Here is a 20,122-nt window from a genome sequence, read left to right on the forward strand (position 1 = left end):
CTCCTGTTGTTTACACCTGTCTTGACACCTATATTTACACAAGGATAAAATAAACTCAAGAGTTTTTTATGGAGAACGGATGGGGGAAGACCGGATGATTTATTTAGATTATGCAGCGACAACGCCTATTTGTGAGGAAGCCCTTACTGTATATCAGAAGCTTAGTATGGATATGTACGGAAATGCCAGCAGCCTGCATGATGCAGGAGGAAAAGCAAAGCACATACTGGAGTACTGCCGTGAAAAAATCGCCAACATCATTGGCGGAGAAGCAAGCGGCATCTATTTTACAAGCGGCGGCACTGAATCCAATTTTCTGGCCATTCAATCATTGCTAAACGGCCTGCCAAAAACGAAAAGACATTTTATTACGACTGCCATGGAGCATCAGTCCATTCATAATTGCGCTGCTTTTTTGGAACAGCAGGGATATGATGTAACAGTCATTGAACCGAATGAATACGGGCTTATTACCGAGGAAATATTACTAGCCCATATCCGGCCGGAAACAGGCCTTGTATCTATTCAGCATGCAAATTCTGAAACCGGGATCATTCAGCCCATTCACCGCCTGTCTTCATACCTGCACAATAAGGGCATTCTTCTTCATTGCGACGCTGTTCAAACGTTTGGAAAGATCCCGATCAATACAAAAAATCTGGGAGTAGATGCACTCTCAATGTCCAGCCATAAAATCCACGGTCCAAAAGGAGTAGGGGCGGTCTATATCCGTCCGGATGTCCCTTGGAAACCCGTTTATCCTCTGACTACTCACGAATACGGATTCAGAGCCGGCACCGTAAATGTTCCCGGGATCGGTGCCTTCACTGCCGCTGCAGAATTGATCGTAAGCGAAATGGAAAAACAGATATCCCGCAATGAGGCATTAAGAACATACTTTCTAGACCAAATCCGTATTCGGTCTCTCCCTGTAACCCTTGCGGCAGACACTTCGCAAGCAGAATGTCTTCCGCATATTATAGGGTGTTTTTTTCACTCATTTGAAGGACAATATGTTATGTTAGAATGTAATCGGAGTAATATTTGCATTTCAACCGGCAGCGCTTGTTCTGCAGGTTACCACGGTCCGTCTGAAACAATGAAAGCATTAAGAAAAACCGAACAAGAAGCTCTGCAATTTATCCGCATCTCTTTTGGCAGGCATACAACAGCTGAACAGCTGGAACAGTTATTACATACGTTTACAGTGCTTTGGGAACAAAAGAAAGGAGAATTTGATATTGACCGAAGAATTAAAGCTAATGGGCGCCAACAGGCGTGACCAGCTTCTTCTGTGGCTGAAGGAATCTAAATCACCGCTGACAGGAGGAGAACTCGCAAAAAAAGCGAACGTTTCAAGACAGGTTATTGTACAGGATATATCGCTCTTGAAAGCGAAAAATGTACCGATTATCGCCACAAGCCAAGGATATGTATACATGGATGCAGCCGCTCAGCAGCACCAGCAGGCAGAAAGAATCATAGCATGTCTGCACGGTCCTGAACGGACAGAAGAGGAACTGCAGCTCATCGTCGACGAAGGCGTTACAGTAAAAGACGTAAAAATCGAGCATCCCGTGTATGGAGATTTAACTGCAGCCATCCAAGTAGGCACCCGGAAGGAAGTTAGCCATTTCATTAAAAAAATCAATTCTACGAATGCTGCCTACTTATCACAGCTGACCGACGGCGTGCACCTGCATACACTGACAGCACCTGATGAACATCGCATCGATCAAGCTTGTCAAGCCCTCGAAGAAGCCGGCATTTTAATTAAAGACTAAAAAAAAGCCCTCTAGAGGGCTTTTTTATAATTGGTAAGACTGGTATGCACCCAGGAGCTTCACTTTGCAGCCGAGCGCTTCAAGCTCCTGCATGGCCCCTGGAATCAATACATCATCAAACGCTTTTTCAATATCAATAATAAAGAAATAATGGCCTAATCCGGTTTTAGTCGGACGTGACTCAATTTTTGACAAGTTTAAATTTCTCCAAGAAAATGCAGACAGCACTCTATGCAGCGCCCCGGACTGATCATCCTGCGGCAGCATGACCATTAAGGTCGTTTTGGGCCTAGAACTCAATTTTGAATTCACTTCAAAAGATATGTTTTCATCAGGAGACAGGATAACAAATCTTGTATGATTGTCCCTATAATCCTGTATATCCCGTTTCACGATTTTTAATTCGTATGTAGAAGCTGCCATATCATTGGCAATGACCCCGATATTCAGCTCGGGATGATCACTGACAAACTTTGCTGCCGCCCCGGTAGAATTGGCGTATTCATATGGAACGGAAGGAAAATGTCGATGAAGAAATTTATGGCATTGCGCAATCGCGTGTGAATGTGAGTAAATTTTGTCGAGCTCTTTCCATGCATTCTCTCTAGAGGGATGGACGAGCAAGTGCTGATGAATCGGCAACGTCATTTCACCCACGATTGGCAAGGGCTGTTCATGTATTAAATAGTCTATTGTTAGATTAACAGATCCTTCTAATGCATTTTCCAAAGGAACAAAAGCAAAATCAACTTCGCCTGCAACGGCTGCATCTATACACTCCGGAATGGTGCGGTAAGCAACATGTTCGGCGCCGTTTTGAAAACAAGAACTGACTGCTAGATGTGTAAATGTAGCTGCTGGACCTAAATAACCGACTTTCATGACGATTTTCTCTCCCTTATGCACCTGAACCTAATATTTCAACCTTTTCTACAAAATCAAACTTCCTGAGCTTATTCATTAATGTATGAATGTCTTCTTCCATTGCCGACGTACTGATAGACAGTGTCACATTTGCTCTGCCTTGAAGCGGAATGGTCTGGTGAATGGAAAGAACGTTGCTTCCAGAATCAGCTACCGCCTGAAGAAGCTGAGATAACGCACCTGACCTATCCTCCAAATGAAAGAAAAGTGTGATAATTTGTTCTTTTACCATGGTGTAGAATGGAAAAACAGCATCCCTGTATTTATAAAACGCACTTCTGCTTAAATCGACCTTTTGAACGGCATCTGCTACTGAATCTGCTTTTTTTCGATCAAGCAGCTTTTTGACTTCTAATGTTTTTCTCATTGCATCGGGCAATACATCTTCACGGACAAGATAAAATGTCTCCTCTTTCATTTGCATCCCCCCTTTAAAATAGAGAGCCTGGCACCAGGCTCTCTTTTCAGCCAACATTCATTAATCAATAAATTCAAATTCAAATTCCAGAAGCCTGATTATATCTCCATCCTTGGCTCCGCGTTCTCTGAGTGCTTCATCAACACCCATTCCGCGCATCTGTCTTGCAAACCGTTTAACCGATTCATCACGTGAGAAATCAGTCATCTTGAATAACCGCTCAAGGCTGTCTCCTGAAAGCACAAATACACCGTCTGGATCGCGTGTAATGTTAAATGGCACTTCTTCATTTTCCATCGTGTACATGACACGGTTTTGTGTAAGCTCTTCCTCGTCATACAGCGGGAATTCCGGTGTGTTCTCAAGCTGATTGGCAACCTCAAACAGAAGCTCACGCAGACCTTCTCTTGTCACCGCACTGATCGGGAATACCGGATAATCATCCGTCAGCTTTTCTTTAAAGGCTTCGAGATTTTCCGCAGCCTCCGGCATGTCCATTTTATTTGCAACGATAATTTGCGGACGCTCAGTGAGACGCAGATTGTACTCGCTCAGCTCCTGGTTAATCGTAAGATAATCATCATATGGATCACGGCCTTCTAAGCCTGACATGTCAATGACATGAACAATAACCCTCGTCCGTTCAATATGGCGCAAAAACTGGTGGCCCAGTCCGACGCCTTGGTGTGCGCCTTCAATCAGCCCCGGCAAATCAGCCATGACAAAGCTGCGTCCGTCATCCGTTTCAACCATGCCGAGATTCGGGACAAGCGTTGTAAAGTGATAGTCCGCAATTTTCGGTTTTGCAGATGAGACAACAGACAGCAAAGTAGATTTTCCCACACTCGGGAACCCGACAAGTCCGACATCTGCAAGCACTTTTAATTCAAGAACAATGTAGCGTTCTTTTCCCGGCTCGCCGTTTTCTGAAAGCTGAGGCGCGGGATTAGCCGGTGTAGCAAAGCGGCTATTTCCTCTTCCGCCTCTTCCGCCTCTTGCGATGACAGCCCGCTGTCCGTGCTCTGTTAAATCAGCAATGACCTGTTTTGTATCATCGTCTGTCACAACGGTGCCCGGCGGAACTTTAATGACCATATCATCAGCATTTCGCCCGTGCTGGTTTTTGGACATGCCATGCTCGCCGCGAATCGCTTTAAAGTGTTTTTTGTATCTAAAATCCATCAGGGTGCGGAGACCTTCATCTACTTCAAAAACGACGTCTCCTCCCTTTCCTCCGTCACCGCCGGCAGGGCCGCCTTTCGGCACATATTTTTCACGGCGAAACGCAACCATACCGTTGCCGCCGTCGCCGCCTTTTACATATACTTTGACCTGATCTACAAACATAATGTCCTCCGTTCTAAACCGTTAAAAACTCCGCTAGTCCAACCCAATTTCAATCAGACATTCGTGACTCGTGATTTCAAAACGCATGATATCAACGTCCTCATATCCATTCTGCCGAATATCATCAAAAGCAGATGGATCGGCAAAGGCGCCGTGAAAATCAAGGTACAGAATCAGCTGTCTGTCAGGATGATCCGTTTGAAGCGAAACCGTTAAATGATTTTCACTCTCTCTGCTGACTGCTTGATCAAACAGATGAAACAGCTTTCTCATCAGTTTCGCCAGCTTTTGATCATAAGCCGACAAATCCTTAATTTCTCCGAGAACTTCATATTCAAGCGTCATATAATGGGTTTTCCAATTAAACGTAAGAAAATCAAACGCCAAATGCGGTGTTTTCAGGTTTGAGAGCTTTGATTCGTGCTTTGCGTCTATAACCATTTCTTCAATCATTTCAAAGACACGGTCATACTTCTGTAAGCTTAAGTTTCCTTTAATCAGCTGCAGCTTATTCATCCAATCATGCCGGGAATGGCCAAGCAGATGAATCAGTTCGTTTGTTAATGCCGTGTCGCTTATATTTTCTTCTTGATTTTTTGAAACATCCTTCATTTTCGCACTCCCAATCATTTAATTTCTTATTTAGGAGTCTGTATAAGTGTGTATTATGAATTATAACAGAGAAGGCTTTGTTAGAAAAACAATTGTTTTTCCCAGAAATATCATGTTCCTTTTTTCTGGCTTTGGTTGATTTGCAGCCAGGCAGAACATTTTATGTATTACTGCTTGGGGAACATATCCAGTGGGTTTGAGATGTTTATTCTCATTCTTGGCGGGGTCTGCTCGCACATACTCTGCATTTCATTCTAGGTGTTTACTCCGCATATTGCAAAAAAAACTCCAGTCATCATCGACCGGAGTTTTTTGAATCATTATTGAGCTACAGGATATACGCTCACTTTTTTGCGGTCACGGCCGAAACGTTCGAATTTAACAGTTCCGTCGATTTTCGCAAATAGAGTGTCATCTCCGCCGCGGCCCACGTTTTCACCTGGGTAAATTTTTGTTCCGCGTTGACGGTAAAGGATAGAACCGCCTGTTACGAATTGACCGTCAGCACGTTTAGCACCTAAACGTTTAGCCTCAGAGTCACGTCCGTTCTTTGTAGAACCTACTCCTTTTTTAGAAGCGAAAAACTGAAGATCTAATCTAAGCATGTAGCTCACCTCCTATATTATGTTTGTGGTCACACGCAAGTTGTCTTTGTAATCCCGTTCGATTGTCTCCAGCGAAACAATCATGCCTTCAATCAGCAGCTGAGCTTTTTGGCGTGCCTCTGGATCAAGAGATTCAGGGAATTCAAAATAAAAATAACCCCCGTCCTCCCCTATATCAAGAAGCGGCTCGAAGCCCGCGAGCACAATGACCGCGTTAACGGCCCCAAACACAACGGCTGTCACTCCGGCACAAACAAGATCTTGTCCATGTTCAGCAAAATTCGCATGGCCCGTCATTTCAAAAGACAATATGCCTTTATCATGAGACCTTCTGATTGTTGCCTGAATCATGCTTACGCGTTGATTTTTTCGATCGTCACTTTAGTGTAAGGCTGACGATGACCTTGTTTTTTATGAACGTTTTTCTTTGGTTTGTATCTGAAAACAGTGATTTTTTTCGCGCGGCCTTGTTTTTCAACTTTAGCCGTTACTGTTGCGCCTTCAACTGTAGGGTTGCCGACTTTCACGTTGTCTCCGCCAACAAACAAAACGTCTTCAAAAGTAACTGTTTCACCTGCTTCAGCAGCAAGTTTTTCGATGTAAACAGTTTGGCCTTCTTCAACTTTGATTTGTTTACCGCCTGTTTTAATGATTGCGTACATTCTCTGCACCTCCTATTAGACTAAGACTCGCCAGATACCAGGGGGCTGTAAAAGCTCTTAACACCTGTACTGAGCGGTTGTAGCAATGGTGCTACATCCATAACATTAAAAAATATACCAAAATACAAGGCGTTTGTCAATCAGTTTTAGTAGGGCAGAAGCAGTTCCTCCATGGAAGAATTCGTCCGCTTATCGGCAAAGTAAGCGTGCAGCACTTCATTCTCGTCAAGCTGGCTGAGCTTTTGGCCTGATTTTTCTATAATAATCGGATGCTTACAGCCACGTTTGAACTCGGCCATCACATGATAGACTTTATCCTCCGCCTTTACTGTCAGCGGCAGAAGTTTCTCAAGCTCCCTGTTTTTTCCGTAATACCTTTCGAGGAGAAATCTCACATGGATATAGTGCCTTTGCCGATATTCCTCAAACAAGGAAACAGCCAGAAAGACAAACAAAACCCATGCGCTGATTTGCAGAGGAATCACGAATAAAACCCAGCACCCGAGCAGCAGGCAGAAGCAGAGCGACGTTTTTAGATTAAGCCGGTGAGCCTTTTGAAAAGGCAGCTGTTTGGAAAACAACAAAAATAACAGTTTTCCTCCATCCAGCGGCCAGATCGGCAGTAGATTGACAAATAAGATAGAAAGATTATAAAAGGTGAAGAGTTCAAAGGTATGCTGATGAATCACTGAGACTTCTGCAAGCATCCAGGCGGCAAACTGAAGCCAGATGTGCTGAAGAGGGCCGGCAATAATGACCGCAAACTCTTCCTTTAACGGCCGATTCCCGTGCTCTTCCACTTCGACCGTTCCCCCAAACGGCAGCAAAAAAACACGCTTGATTCTCCAAGAAAAAAACACAGCCAGAGCAGCATGCCCCAGCTCATGAATCAATACAATCAGGAGCAGACAAAATAATGCTTTCATATGGCCTGTGAGCAAGCCCAGCGCCGCGATAATCCAAAGAAAAGGATGCACATGGATCTTTAAGATAAGGTCGAGCCATTTATTCAAATGAAATCACCTGAATCGGATCAATAAATTTATCGCCGTCTTTCATGGCAAAATAATAGACCCCTTTATTATGATCATCAAGCTTAATCGAACCGAGCTTTTTGCCTTTATCCACAAAATCATATAAAGCAACATCCACATCTTTGAGCTCGCCATAGATACTATAGGTGTTGTCAGCATGCTGCACCTTAACCGTCAGTCCCGTCTGGCTGTCTTTGCTGACTTCAACCACATAGCCTTCTTTTACACTATCAATCTTATCGCTGCTTGTTTCGACTTTAATTCCTTCCCCATTGTCCTGAAAATCCTGCTGTACTTTCCCGGATGCAGGCGCGATCAGATCTTTGCCTACTTCAATCTGCTGTTCCTTATTTTTGTGTTCAGGAGCCAGGAAAGCAAGCGGATTTCCGAATTTGGTTTCGAACCAATGGCTTGCTGAGGCAAATTGAAATTCAGTTTCAAAGGTTTTGGCTACAGCGGGTTTAATCTGACTGACGGGTCCAATGTTTGTTTTATAGGCTATAGCTGAAACGAGAACAAGGCAGGCCGACAGAAGACATTTCAGGATAATTGAATCTGTTTTCACCAATGGGTGTTTTCCGTTGAATGTTGGCATGTTATCTTCATAAACCGGAAGTGTTCCATGTTTTTCCTGATCCGTTACCATCACCCAGGACGGGGGTTTCTGCTTTTCAGAAACTGTCTGAGTAGAGAAACGTTTTGAGCCGGAAAGCTGCTTTCTTCTTTTCTCTAATCGTTTTCTGATTTCATCTGCTCTGTGACTCATTGCCATCATCCTTTGCATTCGTTGGGTTTGTACATCATATGTCTTGTCCATGGCAAATATTCGGTTTAGTCAAGAACAAAGCAGGCAAAAACAAAAAAAACCTGACACAGCATATGCTTTGTCAGATTCTTCTCTTTGATTCTATCACATTAAGATCTTACTCCGAAAAATGACTTAATCTTAGCCATCATTCCTTTGTTTTGCTCTTCAAGCACCTGTAAAGGAACAGATTCACCTAAGATGCGGCGGGCAATATTGCGATATGCAATGGAAGCGCGGTTTTTAGGGTCCATCGCAATCGGTTCGCCATGATTGGAAGCTTTAATGACTTCATCATCATCAGCCACGATTCCGAGCAAATCGATCGACAGATGCTGTACGATTTCGTCGATATCCATCGTGTCACCGTTTTTCATCAGGTGATTTCTGATTCTGTTAACAACGAGCCGCGGCGGTTCAATATTTTCCTCTTGCTCCAGCAGTCCTATAATACGGTCAGCATCACGAACAGCTGAGATTTCAGGCGTAGTGACCACAATCGCTTTATCAGCTCCGGAAACTGCATTTTTGTACCCTTGCTCGATTCCGGCAGGACAGTCTATGATGACATAGTCAAATTCCTGTTTGAGCTCTTGGACCATGTTTTTAATTTGTTCAGGAGCAACAGCTGTCTTATCGCTCGTTTGAGCAGCGGGCATTAAATAGAGCAGATCATCGAAACGTTTGTCTTTTACGAGCGCCTGATGCATTTTGCATCTGCCCTCTACAACGTCTACCAGATCGTAAATAATTCTATTTTCAAGACCCATTACAACATCAAGGTTGCGCAGTCCTATATCAGTATCTACTAAGCATACGCGCTTCCCTAAAATGGCTAAGGCGGTACCGAGGTTCGCAGATGTTGTTGTCTTACCTACTCCGCCTTTTCCCGAAGTTATTACGATAGCCTCACCCAATTCACATTCCTCCCTCAAGCCTTGTTAGATCAGGTCTTAAATGAGCCAAATGTTGAAGGCGTTCAATGACCATATTTCCGTCTGTATCTAAATAAGCACATTCCATTTCGTTCCCTTTTTGAATGTGGTCTGGGGAGCGATTTAACACATGATTGATTCTTAATTGTGTCGGAAGCATTTCAGAGGCGGCGATGACCGCTTGATTATTTCCATTAAATCCAGCATGCGCGATTCCCTTCAGTGAGCCCAGAACAAAAATGTTCCCTCCGGCCTTGACTGTTCCGCCGGGATTCACGTCACCGATCAGGAGCAAGTCACCTTTTACCTGCAGCACTTGGCCTGAACGGACAATTTTTGAAACAGAAATAATTTCGGCTTCCTCTCTTATCTGCTGTGCTTCTTTTTTAGTAATGACTTCACTGTCAATAGAATGAACAAACAAATCTTTCTTTGACGCAATCAATTCGGTTAGCTGTTCCTCTTGCTCCTTATATAAAAGGCGATTTCCCAGCTTAACATGAACACTGATTTTCTGGCCTTTTCCATCGGTATATTGTTCAATTGACAGCATATTCTGAAGACCATCGAGAAGCTCATCAAAAGAACACGCATCATCCAGATGCAATGTTAGTCCATTCTTTGTTCCTTTTATTGTTACATATTGCTGCTTTTTGGTCTTCACAATATTCACCTCAACAACATACTCATTTCGTCAAAAAAAGATAAAATCCTTTTTACTCATCTCTCAATTCTTTCTTTAGACTCATAAAAAACAATCTAAATGGCAGAACAAGAATAAGAGCTGCTGCAATATTTAATAAAATTGTCGGTATAAACCGGTCAAGCACAAATCCGTTAAACGTCATAATGTCTTTATGAATCAAAGACTGAATGCCGAATACGTAAAATTCGAGCAGACAGACAGCCAGAACTGCTATCAATATCACTACAAATGCGTTTGTATGCAACACTTTAAACGCTTTTGAAGCCAAATAGCATAGCCCTGCAAAACCAAACATGTAAACGCCTAATAGACTTGTATAGTTCATGTCATATAGAAAACCAAAAATAAATCCGTAAATCATCGCGTGTTTTTGGTTGATAAAAGCCGACATGAATATCAATACAAGCATCAAAAAACGCGGGGCGAGCACTTGGTCATCTGTAACGAAAGGAAAATGCACCAAATCTGTAAAAATGCTTTCCGCAGAAAAAACAAGCATCATAACGAAAGGGAGAAGGAAACGTTTCACGATCCTTCCTCCTCTGTATCGACAGTCGGCACGTCACGGTTTACAACGATCACATTATTTAAATCTGTAAGGTCAGCCGCAGGTTTTACATAAGCAACCTTCGTTAGTCCATAGGAATCTGACTCGATATCAGTCACTTCACCGATTGTCAGCCCTTCTGGGAAAACACCGCCTGTCCCTGATGTTTCAATAAGATCGCCTTTTTTCACGTCTTGTTTATCCTTACGCTCAATAATTGTCATCTTAAGACGTTTTTTCTCTTTGTCATATCCTTCGATCAAGCCGTAGCCTTTGCTGCCTTTTTTTCCGGAAATTTTTGTCGCGACTCTGTTATTGCGGTCAGTATCGCTTAAAAGCTGAACAGCAGACGTAAAATTGTTAAGTCCGGAGCTTTTGATCTTGCCGATTAATGCGCCTTTTTCGTTTGTAACGGCCATATCTTTCGCTACGTTTTGCTGAGTCCCCTTGTTAATGGTGACCTGTTTGGCCCAATTATCAGGGCTTCTGGCGATGACCGTTGCTAAAATCGGCTTGTAATCTTTAATCGATTTGACATGGCCAAGCTCGTCACGCAAGGATTTGTTTTCTTCTTCAAGCTCTTGAAGCTTGGCTTCATATTGTGTCTGTCCGTCAAGTTTTTCTCTTAGACGCTCGTTTTCTTTGTATGTGTTTTTTAAATCATTGATGTTCTCAAATATTCCTGCAAAAAATTCGGCAGGCGTATGAAAAATATTTTGAAATACTCCCGTCGTATCGCCGATCACTTTCTCAGGCCAGGTGGTATTGCGGCCGCCCTTCAGCGAAAATCCAATCATAGCCACCAATATGATAATACACAGAAGTAATAGCATTAACCGCTTATTCGGCATCGTGTTACACCTCTTCTATTGAACTCCCGATTATCTAGTTTTCCCTTTGAAAAGATGGATGTGCTCCAGTGCTTTCCCTGTTCCGATCGCTACACAATCAAGCGGATCTTCGGCGATAAGGACCGGCATTTTTGTTTCTTCGCTGATGACTTTGTCCAAATTGCGCAAAAGCGCTCCGCCGCCGGTTAACACTATACCTCTGTCCATGATATCTGCTGCAAGCTCAGGCGGTGTTTTTTCGAGTGTGCTCTTCACTGCTTCGACAATTGTAGATACAGTGTCGCGCAGAGCGTTAGAAATCTCTTTTCCTGTAATTTCAATTGTTTTCGGCAAACCTGTGAGCAAATCGCGGCCGCGGATTTCCATGTTGTCGGATTCTTCAGGAGCTTCTGCAGATCCGATTTCCATTTTAATCGCTTCAGCCGTACGGTCACCGATCATCAGATTGTACGTTTTTCTGATGTAGTTGATAATCGCGTCATCCATCTCATCACCGGCTACACGGATTGACTGAGACGTTACGATGCCTCCGAGGGAAATAATCGCAACTTCTGTCGTACCGCCCCCGATATCAACAACCATGCTTCCAGTCGGTTCCCAAACTGGCAGATTGGCTCCGATTGCTGCGGCAAAAGGCTCTTCAATTGGATACGCGTCACGCGCTCCCGCCTGTCTTGTCGCATCGATAACAGCGCGTTCTTCAACAGCTGTAATGCCTGATGGGACACATACCATTACATATGGTTTTCTGGCAAACATGCCTTTATTTTTTATGGCCTGATTGATGTAATATTTCATCATCGTCGCCGTTGTTTCATAATCAGCGATAACGCCGTCTTTCATCGGGCGAAGAGCCACCACGTTGCCCGGTGTCCGTCCAATCATATTTTTCGCATCATTTCCGACAGCGACAATCGATTTCGTATCCGTCTGCAAAGCGACAACTGACGGCTCTCTCACAACAATTCCTTTTCCTTTTACAAAAACAAGCGTATTCGCAGTTCCAAGATCTATACCAAGGTCTCTAGCACCAATTCCAAACATATGTATGTATCTTCCTTTCTTAAAGCAAAAATACCCTAAAGGGAAAAACTCATAAACTCTATTATAGCTTAATTCGACGAAAAAAAAAGTGTTACAAATATCCTTTTTCCTTTAAACTCACAAATTTTTTATCCCCGATCACCAAATGGTCAAGCAGCTCGATGCCAATCAGGTTTCCGCATTCAAACAGCCGTCTTGTCACTTCAATATCTTCCCTGCTCGGCGTCGGATCTCCAGAAGGATGATTATGAACACAGATAAAGGAAGCGGCAGATCGTTTAAACGCTTCTTTAAACACCTCTCGCGGGTGGACAATAGATGAATTCAGGCTTCCGATAAATACGGTGCGTTTATGGATGACTTGATTTTTTGTATTTAAGTATAAACAGACAAAATGCTCCTGGGTTAAAAAGCGCATATCCTCCATGACAAGATTAGCGCCGTCTTCCGGGGAGCGAATAACGAAATGTTCTTCGTTGGCTAATTTATGAATCCGGCTTCCAAGCTCAACTGCTGCCAGTATTTGAATCGCTTTTACCATACCGATTCCCGGGATGCTTGACAGCTCTTCAACCGATGCTTCCTTGAGCAGGCGCAGCCCGTCAAATGAGCGCAGCAGCCGGTTTGACAGGTCCAAAACAGATTCGTGTTTAGTCCCTGTCCGCAATAATATAGCCAAAAGTTCATGATTCGCTAAGTTCTCGGCTCCGACTTTCAGGAGCCGTTCCCTTGGCTTTTCTTTCATTGGGAAATCTTTGAGTTTTAATGGCAGATCGCGTATGACCAAGCACTCCTTTTCTTTCCCTTCCCGTTTATAGAACCGTCATGCCCTTATATCAAAATGGCGAAGAGCTCTCATTGTTTTTGATATAGGAAGGCCCATGACTGAATAATAATCTCCGTCTATTTTCTTTACAAAAAGCGCGCCTCTTCCTTGGATGCCGTATGCACCTGCTTTATCCATCGGCTCTTTTGTTTCAATATATGTCCAAATCTCTTCTTCACTGAGGGACCAAAACGCAACTTCTGTCTTATCATAAAAAGTCTCGCTGTGATTTTCAGCTTGAATGCTGACCGCGGTTATTACTGAGTGACTTCGGCCTGAAAGCCTCCGCAGCATAGAAGCAGCTTCTTCTTGATCCTGCGGTTTGCCAAGGCATTCGCCGTCAAGGCATACCATTGTATCAGCACCGATAACGATTGCATGCGGGTGGAGATCAGCTACAGCCTTAGCTTTTTGTTTTGCCAACCATTGGACGTTTTCTTCTGGTGAAAAGTTTCGATTTAATTTTTCTTCTACTTCACTGACAATAATGGAGTAGGGCAGCTGGAGAAGATCGAGGAGTTCTTTCCTGCGCGGAGATTGTGATGCAAGTATTAGCGGTTTTGTCATGTTCGTCATCCTTTCAGGGTTTGCTTAAGAAAAAAAGATACTCGTTTATCCTACCAAATCACGAGGCTTGTCACAATTTCAGAAAAATAACTTTTTCATGACAAAATAAAAAAAGCCTGTCACTAAAGGACGAAGGCTCAGGGCACTATCTCTTATTTTACGACGGCTAACAGCTCCTGCTGAGCCTTCCACCCGGCTTCAGCACTTGGATCCTCTAATTCCTTTAAAGCCTGCAAAATCGCTTTTTTCTCTCCTGTTTCTGACGCTTTTGTTTCACCAAGCGACTTTTCTATTTTCTCTACACTCGCTTTTGTAATGTCTTCGCCGAGAATCGCCTTTGCTGCAAGCTCCGCTGTTTCCTTAAAAGAATCTGTCATATCTGACTCTATTGATAAGGAAAGCTCCTTGCCTCCCCAGGCTTCAAAATCACTGTCGATTAAAACCTGTCCTAACTGCTGTGAGACATCCTTATCACTGGCTAAGCCCGCGATGACATACGTATACCCGTCATCCTTTGACAGTGACACGGCGGAATATCCTTTTTCGGTCAATTGTTCTGTTAACGTTTCGGCGCCCTTTTCATTTGAAAATTTTCCGGCTTGCACAGCGTATGTTTTGTATGTACCTTCAGTTTGTGCTGCTTGTTTTTCTGCGTCTGAGGTTTGTTTATCAGCAGAAGTATCCCCTGCTTTTGCCGTTTGGCTGCCTAGAGAATCCTCTAAAGAGGCCGGTGCTGACGCTTCTTTATTCCCCGATATGTTTAACGCGAATAACCCTAATCCAGTGCCAATGACAGCCGCGAAGGCAATCGTCGCAGCCACTCTTTTTACTGGTTTGGCAGTCCCGGTCTTTCCTTTTGCATAAGACTTTGTTTTTTTCTTTTGATAAGGAGGAACAACTTTAGGGTCCTCTTTAAACACCTTGTCCCCCTCGGAATCCCAATTGAATTCATCTTCATCAGGGTGTTCCTGGGATGCCGCAACCTCTTGTTCTGCCTGTCTTTTTTCCTCCCAATTTGAAAATGTCATGCTTTTATCTGCCTCTGTATCTGGTGTCTCTTGTTCGTAAACCGTCTCTTCTTTTCCATTAATCGTCACCTTGAGGGCTTTTTCTGCGGCTTTACTGTTTTTTTTATTCTTTCTTTTTTTCAATTCCGCTTCCTCCCTTCATTTTCTTGACCGTTCTTGTCGGCTTTTCATGCTACACACTTTAGCACAGGCAAAGAAAAAAAGAACAAGACTTTTGTCGCCTTGTCCAAAAAACGTTCGTCAAATTTTTCAGCAGTCAGCCCAATGCCATTTTGATATAAAAAGAAATGATAGAGTCACCGTATAAATAGGCTAAAATGCTCCCTGCGGCTATAGCGGGGGCGAAGGGAAGCGGCTGCCTTTTAGCGAGTCTACCAGTCAGAACAGCTGCCGCTCCATATAATGCACCTATCAAAACTGAAAAGAAAAAGGCAGCTGCCAGCATTTTCACACCAAGCACAAAGCCAATCACCGCAAATAATTTAATATCTCCTCCCCCTACTCCCCCATGGGTGATTGCGGCAATTACAGCCAGAAACAAAAATCCGGCTGCCGCACCTAACAGGCCTGCATACCAGGAATCAAGCGGAGAAATCAATCTCGCGGCCGCCAAAAAGGGAAGAAAGAAAATCAATATTCGATTTGGAATCAGCATAAAATGAATATCTGTCACTGCAACAATAATGAGAAGAGAGATAAACACCACAGCGGGAAACAGTTCCAGCGATGTGCCAAAGCGTATTCCTGCGGCAGCAAATAAACACGCTGTCACAAGCTCTGCTGCGGGATACATAAAAGAAATCCTATGCCCGCAGCTTTTACATTTACCTTTTTGAAATAGGAATGACAGGATGGGAATTAATTCTGCAGGAGTTAATGTCCGCCGGCAAAACGGGCATGATGAACGGGGCGCAATAATAGATAGATGTAAGGGGATACGGCACCCGGCCGTATAGTAAAAAGAACCAAGGATAAGCCCGAAGATAAAAAGAATGGATAGCATAGACAACACACCTTTACTCACTGAGTTCTGGTATGGATTGTAGCAAAATGAGCATCCTGAGCTCCAATTGGGAATATTCAATTTTACACATAAAAAAACGGCAGAATCTTTTTTTTGATTCTGCCGGAGCCGGATGCTTTTATTTCAACCTTTTTCGAATGTCAGAAATAAAGTAAAGAGATCCGGTAATCAGCACAATTTCATTTGAGCCCTTTTTGCTTTCTATGAATTTGATCACATCGTCTGGATCTTCACTCCAGCTTTTATTGCTGATTTCACTTGCACCATAGAGATCTTTTGCAAGAGAAGCACGCGGGAAATCAAAAGAAGCAAAATGAATCGCATGAGCAATGGTTTCCAGTCTTTTAATCATGTTCTGATACGGTTTGTCCTTTAACGCGCTAAACACCACAGAAATGCGTGAATTGGCGAAACGCTGCTTCATCGTTTCCGCCAGCTTTTCAACACCTTCTTCGTTATGCGCACCGTCTAAATATACCGGAGGATGCTCCTGAACAAGTTCTAACCGTCCCGGCCAAGCAGCCTTCACAAGCCCGCTCCTTAACGCTTCGTCACTGATATGGGCGATATTCTCCTTATTGAGCCACTCCGCAGCCAAAATGGACAAAGCAGCATTTTGTCTTTGATAGGTGCCAATCAGAGATGTCCGAATATCTTCATAGCATTTCTCTTCCGTTTTGAATGAAAACTGTTCTCCTGCAGGCAGAGCCTCTTCATTGAAAATAACACATGCATCATGCAATGACTGGAACGGCGCAGCATGCCGTTCGGCTTCATGGCGGATGACCTGTAAAGCTTCCGGCTGGGTAACTGCTGTAACGATTGGAATACCTTCTTTAATAATACCGGCCTTTTCTCCTGCAATTTCTTCAATGGTGTTTCCCAAAATGTTCATATGATCGTGTCCGATGCTTGTAATCACAGTTAAGAGCGGTTCAACCACATTAGTAGAATCGAATCTACCGCCCAAACCTGTTTCAAAAATAACAAAATCGACCTTATGAAATTCTGCAAAATATAAAAATGCACAGGCCGTCATAATTTCAAATTCTGTCGGCTGTCCGTATTCCGTTTGATCAAGGGCTTCAACGTGCGGTTTCATTTGATTGACGAGTGCTGTCCATTCCTCATCTGAAATCGGTATCCCGTTTACGCTGATCCGTTCATTAAACGTAATAATATAAGGCGATGTAAATGTTCCAACCGTATATCCGGCTTCCTGCAGCATAGAACGGATAAAAGCGACAGTTGATCCTTTACCGTTTGTTCCTGCGACGTGGAACGCTCGGATTTTTTTTTCAGGATGTCCTAACCGCGCCATCAGCTGTTTCATTCGGCCAAGTCCGGGCTTCACCCCGAATTTCAGCCTCCCGTGAATCCAGCTGCGCGCATCTTGATATGCAGTAAACAATGATAATCCCCTCTTTTATAAGACAAGGCGGTTTCTCTAGAAACCGCCCCGGCTTTTCATTAACCCTTCAGCTCAGCCATTCGTTTTTGAACAGCGTCACGCTTCGCCACATAATCTTTTTCTTTTTCACGTTCTTCATCAATTACGTGTGCAGGCGCTTTTTTCATAAATCCTTCATTTCCAAGTTTCTTTTGGACACGCTCAACTTCTTTTGTCAGTTTATCAAATTCTTTTTGCAGACGGGCAATTTCTTCATCAATATTGATTAAGCCTTCAAGCGGAAGAATAACCTCTGCTCCTGAGACAACGGCCGTCATCGCCTTATCAACAGCCTCAATATCGGTGCCGATTTTAAGCACGCTCGGATTCGTAAAGCGTTCAACATATGAACGGTTCGCTTCGAGGCGGGCTGCTATTTCGTCTGTGCTTGTTTTAATGTACAGTTCAACCTGCTTGCTCATTGGCGTATTGACTTCACTGCGGATATTGCGCACAGAACGGATTAGCTCAACAAGAAGCTTCATGTCAGCTGCCGCTTCAGTATCGGTATGCTCCGGCACTACTACAGGCCATTGACTTACTGTAATCGATTCCCCTTGGTGAGGAAGGTGCTGCCAAATTTCCTCCGTTAAGAATGGCATAAACGGATGGAGCAGACGCATCGTTTGATCAAGTACGTAAGCAAGGATGGAACGGGTAGTTTTCTTAGCCGCTTCGTCTTCCCCATAAAGCGGAAGCTTCGCCATTTCAATATACCAATCACAGAAATCGTCCCAAATAAAGTTATATAAATGGCGTCCTACTTCACCAAATTCATATCGGTCAGCAAGCTGGGTCACGTGCTCGATCGTTTCATTTAATCGCGTTAAAATCCACTTGTCAGCGACTGATTTTTCGCCTGACAGATCAAGCTCATCGTACGTCATGCCATCCATATTCATTAATGCAAAACGGGAGGCGTTCCAAATTTTATTGGCAAAATTCCAGGTCGATTCCACTTTTTCATAGCTGAAGCGCAGATCCTGGCCAGGAGAGCTTCCAGTCGCAAGGAAATAACGCAGAGAATCGGCTCCGTACTTGTCAATCACATCCATCGGGTCGACACCGTTGCCAAGAGATTTACTCATTTTCCGGCCTTGCTCGTCACGGATTAAGCCGTGGATTAAAACATCTTTGAACGGGCGCTCGCCTGTAAATTCAATGCCTTGGAAAATCATGCGTGATACCCAGAAGAAAATGATATCGTACCCTGTCACGAGAACATCTGTCGGATAGTAGCGTTTAAAGTCTTCAGCCGTTACATCAGGCCAGCCCATTGTGGAGAAAGGCCATAGCGCAGAACTGAACCATGTATCCAGTACGTCTGTATCCTGTTCCCAATTTTCGCTGTCTTCCGGCGCTTCAAGCCCGACATATAGCTCGCCTGTTTCTTTATGATACCAGGCAGGAATACGATGGCCCCACCACAATTGACGGGAGATACACCAGTCGCGGATATTTTCCATCCAGTGTAAATACGTTTTTTCGAAACGGTCAGGCACAAAGTTGACCTTTTCTTCTTTCTTTTGCAGCTCAATCGCTGCATCAGCAAGCGGCTGCATGCGCACAAACCATTGTGTAGAAAGATAAGGCTCCACAACAGCCCCGCTTCGTTCACTATGGCCGACAGAGTGCATATGATCCTCGATCTTGAAGAGAACTCCCGCCTCCTGTAAATCTTTCACGAGCTTTTTGCGGCATTCAAAACGATCCATACCTTGATATTGGAGCGCATTTTCATTCATCGTGCCATCTTCATTCATGACAAGGATGCGTTCTAAATTGTGGCGGTTGCCAAGCTCGAAGTCGTTCGGATCATGAGCAGGCGTAATTTTCACGGCACCTGAACCAAATTCCATATCAACATAGTCATCACCGACAATCGGAATTTCACGATTTACAATCGGCAGGATCACCGTTTTTCCGATAAGGTGTTTATAGCGCTCGTCTTCAGGGTGAACGGCAACAGCTGTATCACCGAGCATTGTTTCAGGACGTGTCGTCGCAATTTCAATTGAGCCTGAACCGTCAGCAAGCGGATAGCTCATATGATAGAATGCGCCTTGAACATCCTTGTAAATCACCTCAATGTCGGATAGGGCTGTTTTTGTCGCTGGGTCCCAGTTAATAATATATTCGCCTCTGTAGATCAGGCCTTTTTCATAAAGCTTAACGAATACTTCCCTTACCGCTTTGCTCAAGCCTTCATCCAGCGTAAAACGTTCACGGGAATAATCTAGGCCAAGACCTAATTTCGCCCACTGGCTGCGAATAAAGTCAGCATATTCTTCCTTCCACTTCCACGTTTCTTCGAGGAATTTTTCACGGCCTAAATCGTAGCGGGATTTGCCTTCTTCACGAAGTTTCGCCTCTACTTTAGCCTGTGTCGCGATGCCGGCGTGGTCCATGCCAGGAAGCCACAGCACATCATAGCCCTGCATGCGTTTCATTCTTGTTACAATGTCTTGCAGCGTTGTGTCCCATGCGTGGCCAAGGTGAAGTCTTCCTGTTACGTTTGGCGGCGGAATGACAACAGAGTATGGCTCTTTTGTCTGGTCACTGCCCGCTTCAAAAAATTTGCCTTTTAGCCAAAAATCATATCGGTCTTTTTCAACCGCTGCCGGATCATATTTCGTCGGCATTGTTTGTTCATTCGTTTCCATCATAACCCTCCAGCATGTTTAAAAATGGCTGAGAACGAAAAAAGAGCTCTTCATCCCTGTAAAAGGACGAAAAGCTCTTTCGCGGTACCACCTTTTTTCATGAACTCTATCAGTTCATGCACTTATAACGGATAACGGGTGTTTCCCGAATTTCTCTACTCTTCTTTCAAGAAATTATGCTCCCGGGCGACCTTCCAATCAGACAACATAAGAAGCCTTTCAGCAAACGGCTTCTCTCTCTGCATGCGCCTTTTTTGTACTCTTCCCGTTCTAAGCAGGTGTATTTATCA

Annotated in this window: 23 protein-coding genes and 2 other annotated features; of the genes, 3 read left to right on the top strand and 20 right to left on the bottom strand. The window is 43.9% G+C overall.

Annotation, left to right across the window (positions count from 1 at the left end; genetic code table 11):
• The first annotated feature begins 94 nt into the window (after positions 1-94).
• Positions 95-1,282, top strand: a complete 1,188-nt coding sequence (gene nifS, locus MKX38_RS13700) for a cysteine desulfurase NifS (RefSeq protein WP_029727121.1) — start codon at positions 95-97, stop codon at positions 1,280-1,282.
• On the top strand, positions 1,242-1,784 hold the full coding sequence (locus MKX38_RS13705) for a transcription repressor NadR (RefSeq protein ID WP_004398582.1): 543 nt from the start codon (positions 1,242-1,244) through the stop codon (positions 1,782-1,784). Before nifS ends, MKX38_RS13705 begins: the two co-directional genes overlap by 41 nt.
• 24 nt (positions 1,785-1,808) lie before the next feature.
• On the opposite strand, the gene pheA is transcribed toward MKX38_RS13705, so the two are convergent.
• From pheA to spo0B, 4 genes are read right to left on the bottom strand one after another with little or no spacing between them, the layout of a single operon-like run.
• A complete protein-coding gene (gene pheA, locus MKX38_RS13710) occupies positions 1,809-2,666 on the bottom strand; it encodes a prephenate dehydratase (protein ID WP_014477545.1) in 858 nt (285 codons plus the stop codon).
• A gap of 16 nt (positions 2,667-2,682) precedes the next feature.
• Positions 2,683-3,126, bottom strand: coding sequence for a transcriptional regulator ThrR (gene thrR, locus MKX38_RS13715; protein WP_003222630.1), 444 nt, complete (start codon positions 3,124-3,126; stop codon positions 2,683-2,685).
• A gap of 60 nt (positions 3,127-3,186) precedes the next feature.
• Complete coding sequence (gene obgE, locus MKX38_RS13720) at positions 3,187-4,473, bottom strand: GTPase ObgE (RefSeq protein ID WP_003246161.1); 1,287 nt, start codon at positions 4,471-4,473, stop codon at positions 3,187-3,189.
• 33 nt (positions 4,474-4,506) lie between these two features.
• Positions 4,507-5,085 (bottom strand): sporulation initiation phosphotransferase Sop0B, encoded by a 579-nt coding sequence (gene spo0B / locus MKX38_RS13725; protein ID WP_004399131.1) that lies wholly within the window; start codon positions 5,083-5,085, stop codon positions 4,507-4,509.
• A gap of 77 nt (positions 5,086-5,162) precedes the next feature.
• Here spo0B and MKX38_RS13730 point away from each other — a divergent pair, with 77 nt between their 5' ends.
• The gene (locus tag MKX38_RS13730; protein ID WP_003229671.1) at positions 5,163-5,285 is read left to right on the top strand and encodes a hypothetical protein; all 123 of its coding nucleotides are present in this window, start codon (positions 5,163-5,165) and stop codon (positions 5,283-5,285) included.
• A 120-nt stretch (positions 5,286-5,405) separates the two neighbouring features.
• Here MKX38_RS13730 and rpmA read toward each other — a convergent pair whose 3' ends face one another.
• From rpmA to valS, 16 genes are all read right to left on the bottom strand, one after another.
• The gene (gene rpmA, locus MKX38_RS13735) at positions 5,406-5,690 is read right to left on the bottom strand and encodes a 50S ribosomal protein L27 (protein ID WP_003222623.1); all 285 of its coding nucleotides are present in this window, start codon (positions 5,688-5,690) and stop codon (positions 5,406-5,408) included.
• 12 nt (positions 5,691-5,702) lie between these two features.
• Entirely contained in the window at positions 5,703-6,041 is a 339-nt protein-coding gene (locus MKX38_RS13740) for a ribosomal-processing cysteine protease Prp (RefSeq protein WP_003229669.1), read from the bottom strand.
• Positions 6,042-6,043: 2 nt separating this feature from the next.
• Entirely contained in the window at positions 6,044-6,352 is a 309-nt protein-coding gene (gene rplU, locus MKX38_RS13745; RefSeq protein WP_003229668.1) for a 50S ribosomal protein L21, read from the bottom strand.
• 13 nt (positions 6,353-6,365) lie between these two features.
• Positions 6,366-6,441: a sequence feature (ribosomal protein L21 leader region), on the bottom strand.
• A gap of 57 nt (positions 6,442-6,498) precedes the next feature.
• Complete coding sequence (gene spoIVFB / locus MKX38_RS13750; protein ID WP_014480452.1) at positions 6,499-7,365, bottom strand: stage IV sporulation intramembrane metalloprotease SpoIVFB; 867 nt, start codon at positions 7,363-7,365, stop codon at positions 6,499-6,501.
• Positions 7,358-8,152: a stage IV sporulation protein SpoIVFA gene (spoIVFA, locus tag MKX38_RS13755; protein WP_004398684.1), complete on the bottom strand. Its 795-nt coding sequence runs from the start codon at positions 8,150-8,152 to the stop codon at positions 7,358-7,360. Before spoIVFA ends, spoIVFB begins: the two co-directional genes overlap by 8 nt.
• A gap of 149 nt (positions 8,153-8,301) precedes the next feature.
• Entirely contained in the window at positions 8,302-9,108 is an 807-nt protein-coding gene (gene minD, locus MKX38_RS13760; RefSeq protein ID WP_004398624.1) for a septum site-determining protein MinD, read from the bottom strand.
• 1 nt (position 9,109) lies between these two features.
• Positions 9,110-9,790: a septum site-determining protein MinC gene (gene minC, locus MKX38_RS13765; RefSeq protein ID WP_017696329.1), complete on the bottom strand. Its 681-nt coding sequence runs from the start codon at positions 9,788-9,790 to the stop codon at positions 9,110-9,112.
• A gap of 52 nt (positions 9,791-9,842) precedes the next feature.
• Positions 9,843-10,361, bottom strand: coding sequence for a rod shape-determining protein MreD (gene mreD, locus MKX38_RS13770; protein ID WP_004398811.1), 519 nt, complete (start codon positions 10,359-10,361; stop codon positions 9,843-9,845).
• Positions 10,358-11,230 carry a rod shape-determining protein MreC gene (gene mreC, locus MKX38_RS13775; RefSeq protein ID WP_009967915.1) on the bottom strand — a complete coding sequence of 291 codons (873 nt, stop codon included), beginning with the start codon at positions 11,228-11,230 and terminating at the stop codon, positions 10,358-10,360. Before mreC ends, mreD begins: the two co-directional genes overlap by 4 nt.
• A gap of 30 nt (positions 11,231-11,260) precedes the next feature.
• A complete protein-coding gene (gene mreB, locus MKX38_RS13780) occupies positions 11,261-12,274 on the bottom strand; it encodes a cell shape-determining protein MreB (protein ID WP_003229650.1) in 1,014 nt (337 codons plus the stop codon).
• A gap of 91 nt (positions 12,275-12,365) precedes the next feature.
• Positions 12,366-13,061 (bottom strand): DNA repair protein RadC, encoded by a 696-nt coding sequence (gene radC, locus MKX38_RS13785; RefSeq protein ID WP_015251546.1) that lies wholly within the window; start codon positions 13,059-13,061, stop codon positions 12,366-12,368.
• A 36-nt stretch (positions 13,062-13,097) separates the two neighbouring features.
• Complete coding sequence (locus MKX38_RS13790) at positions 13,098-13,667, bottom strand: Maf family nucleotide pyrophosphatase (protein ID WP_004398496.1); 570 nt, start codon at positions 13,665-13,667, stop codon at positions 13,098-13,100.
• Between the two features lie 152 nt (positions 13,668-13,819).
• Complete coding sequence (gene spoIIB, locus MKX38_RS13795) at positions 13,820-14,818, bottom strand: stage II sporulation protein SpoIIB (protein ID WP_003229644.1); 999 nt, start codon at positions 14,816-14,818, stop codon at positions 13,820-13,822.
• Between the two features lie 133 nt (positions 14,819-14,951).
• On the bottom strand, positions 14,952-15,698 hold the full coding sequence (locus MKX38_RS13800) for an A24 family peptidase (RefSeq protein WP_072592551.1): 747 nt from the start codon (positions 15,696-15,698) through the stop codon (positions 14,952-14,954).
• 139 nt (positions 15,699-15,837) lie between these two features.
• On the bottom strand, positions 15,838-17,130 hold the full coding sequence (locus tag MKX38_RS13805; protein ID WP_339187426.1) for a folylpolyglutamate synthase/dihydrofolate synthase family protein: 1,293 nt from the start codon (positions 17,128-17,130) through the stop codon (positions 15,838-15,840).
• Positions 17,131-17,189: 59 nt separating this feature from the next.
• A complete protein-coding gene (valS, locus tag MKX38_RS13810; RefSeq protein ID WP_017697542.1) occupies positions 17,190-19,832 on the bottom strand; it encodes a valine--tRNA ligase in 2,643 nt (880 codons plus the stop codon).
• Positions 19,833-19,891: 59 nt separating this feature from the next.
• Positions 19,892-20,114, bottom strand: a binding site (T-box leader).
• Between the last annotated feature and the right edge of the window lie 8 nt (positions 20,115-20,122).

Source organism: Bacillus sp. FSL M8-0025, from assembly GCF_037975475.1.
In the GTDB taxonomy this organism is placed as follows: Bacteria; Bacillota; Bacilli; order Bacillales; family Bacillaceae; genus Bacillus; species Bacillus subtilis.

Bases quoted from the DNA above. Each gene is read 5' to 3' on its own strand.
- nifS (WP_029727121.1), top strand. From the start codon at position 95: ATGATTTATTTAGATTATGCAGCGACAACGCCTATTTGTGAGGAAGCC.
- pheA (WP_014477545.1), bottom strand. From the start codon at position 2,666: ATGAAAGTCGGTTATTTAGGTCCAGCAGCTACATTTACACATCTAGCA.
- thrR (WP_003222630.1), bottom strand. From the start codon at position 3,126: ATGAAAGAGGAGACATTTTATCTTGTCCGTGAAGATGTATTGCCCGAT.
- obgE (WP_003246161.1), bottom strand. From the start codon at position 4,473: ATGTTTGTAGATCAGGTCAAAGTATATGTAAAAGGCGGCGACGGCGGC.
- spo0B (WP_004399131.1), bottom strand. From the start codon at position 5,085: ATGAAGGATGTTTCAAAAAATCAAGAAGAAAATATAAGCGACACGGCA.
- rpmA (WP_003222623.1), bottom strand. From the start codon at position 5,690: ATGCTTAGATTAGATCTTCAGTTTTTCGCTTCTAAAAAAGGAGTAGGT.
- MKX38_RS13740 (WP_003229669.1), bottom strand. From the start codon at position 6,041: ATGATTCAGGCAACAATCAGAAGGTCTCATGATAAAGGCATATTGTCT.
- rplU (WP_003229668.1), bottom strand. From the start codon at position 6,352: ATGTACGCAATCATTAAAACAGGCGGTAAACAAATCAAAGTTGAAGAA.
- spoIVFA (WP_004398684.1), bottom strand. From the start codon at position 8,152: ATGAGTCACAGAGCAGATGAAATCAGAAAACGATTAGAGAAAAGAAGA.
- mreC (WP_009967915.1), bottom strand. From the start codon at position 11,230: ATGCCGAATAAGCGGTTAATGCTATTACTTCTGTGTATTATCATATTG.
- mreB (WP_003229650.1), bottom strand. From the start codon at position 12,274: ATGTTTGGAATTGGTGCTAGAGACCTTGGTATAGATCTTGGAACTGCG.
- MKX38_RS13790 (WP_004398496.1), bottom strand. From the start codon at position 13,667: ATGACAAAACCGCTAATACTTGCATCACAATCTCCGCGCAGGAAAGAA.
- MKX38_RS13800 (WP_072592551.1), bottom strand. From the start codon at position 15,698: ATGCTATCCATTCTTTTTATCTTCGGGCTTATCCTTGGTTCTTTTTAC.
- valS (WP_017697542.1), bottom strand. From the start codon at position 19,832: ATGGAAACGAATGAACAAACAATGCCGACGAAATATGATCCGGCAGCG.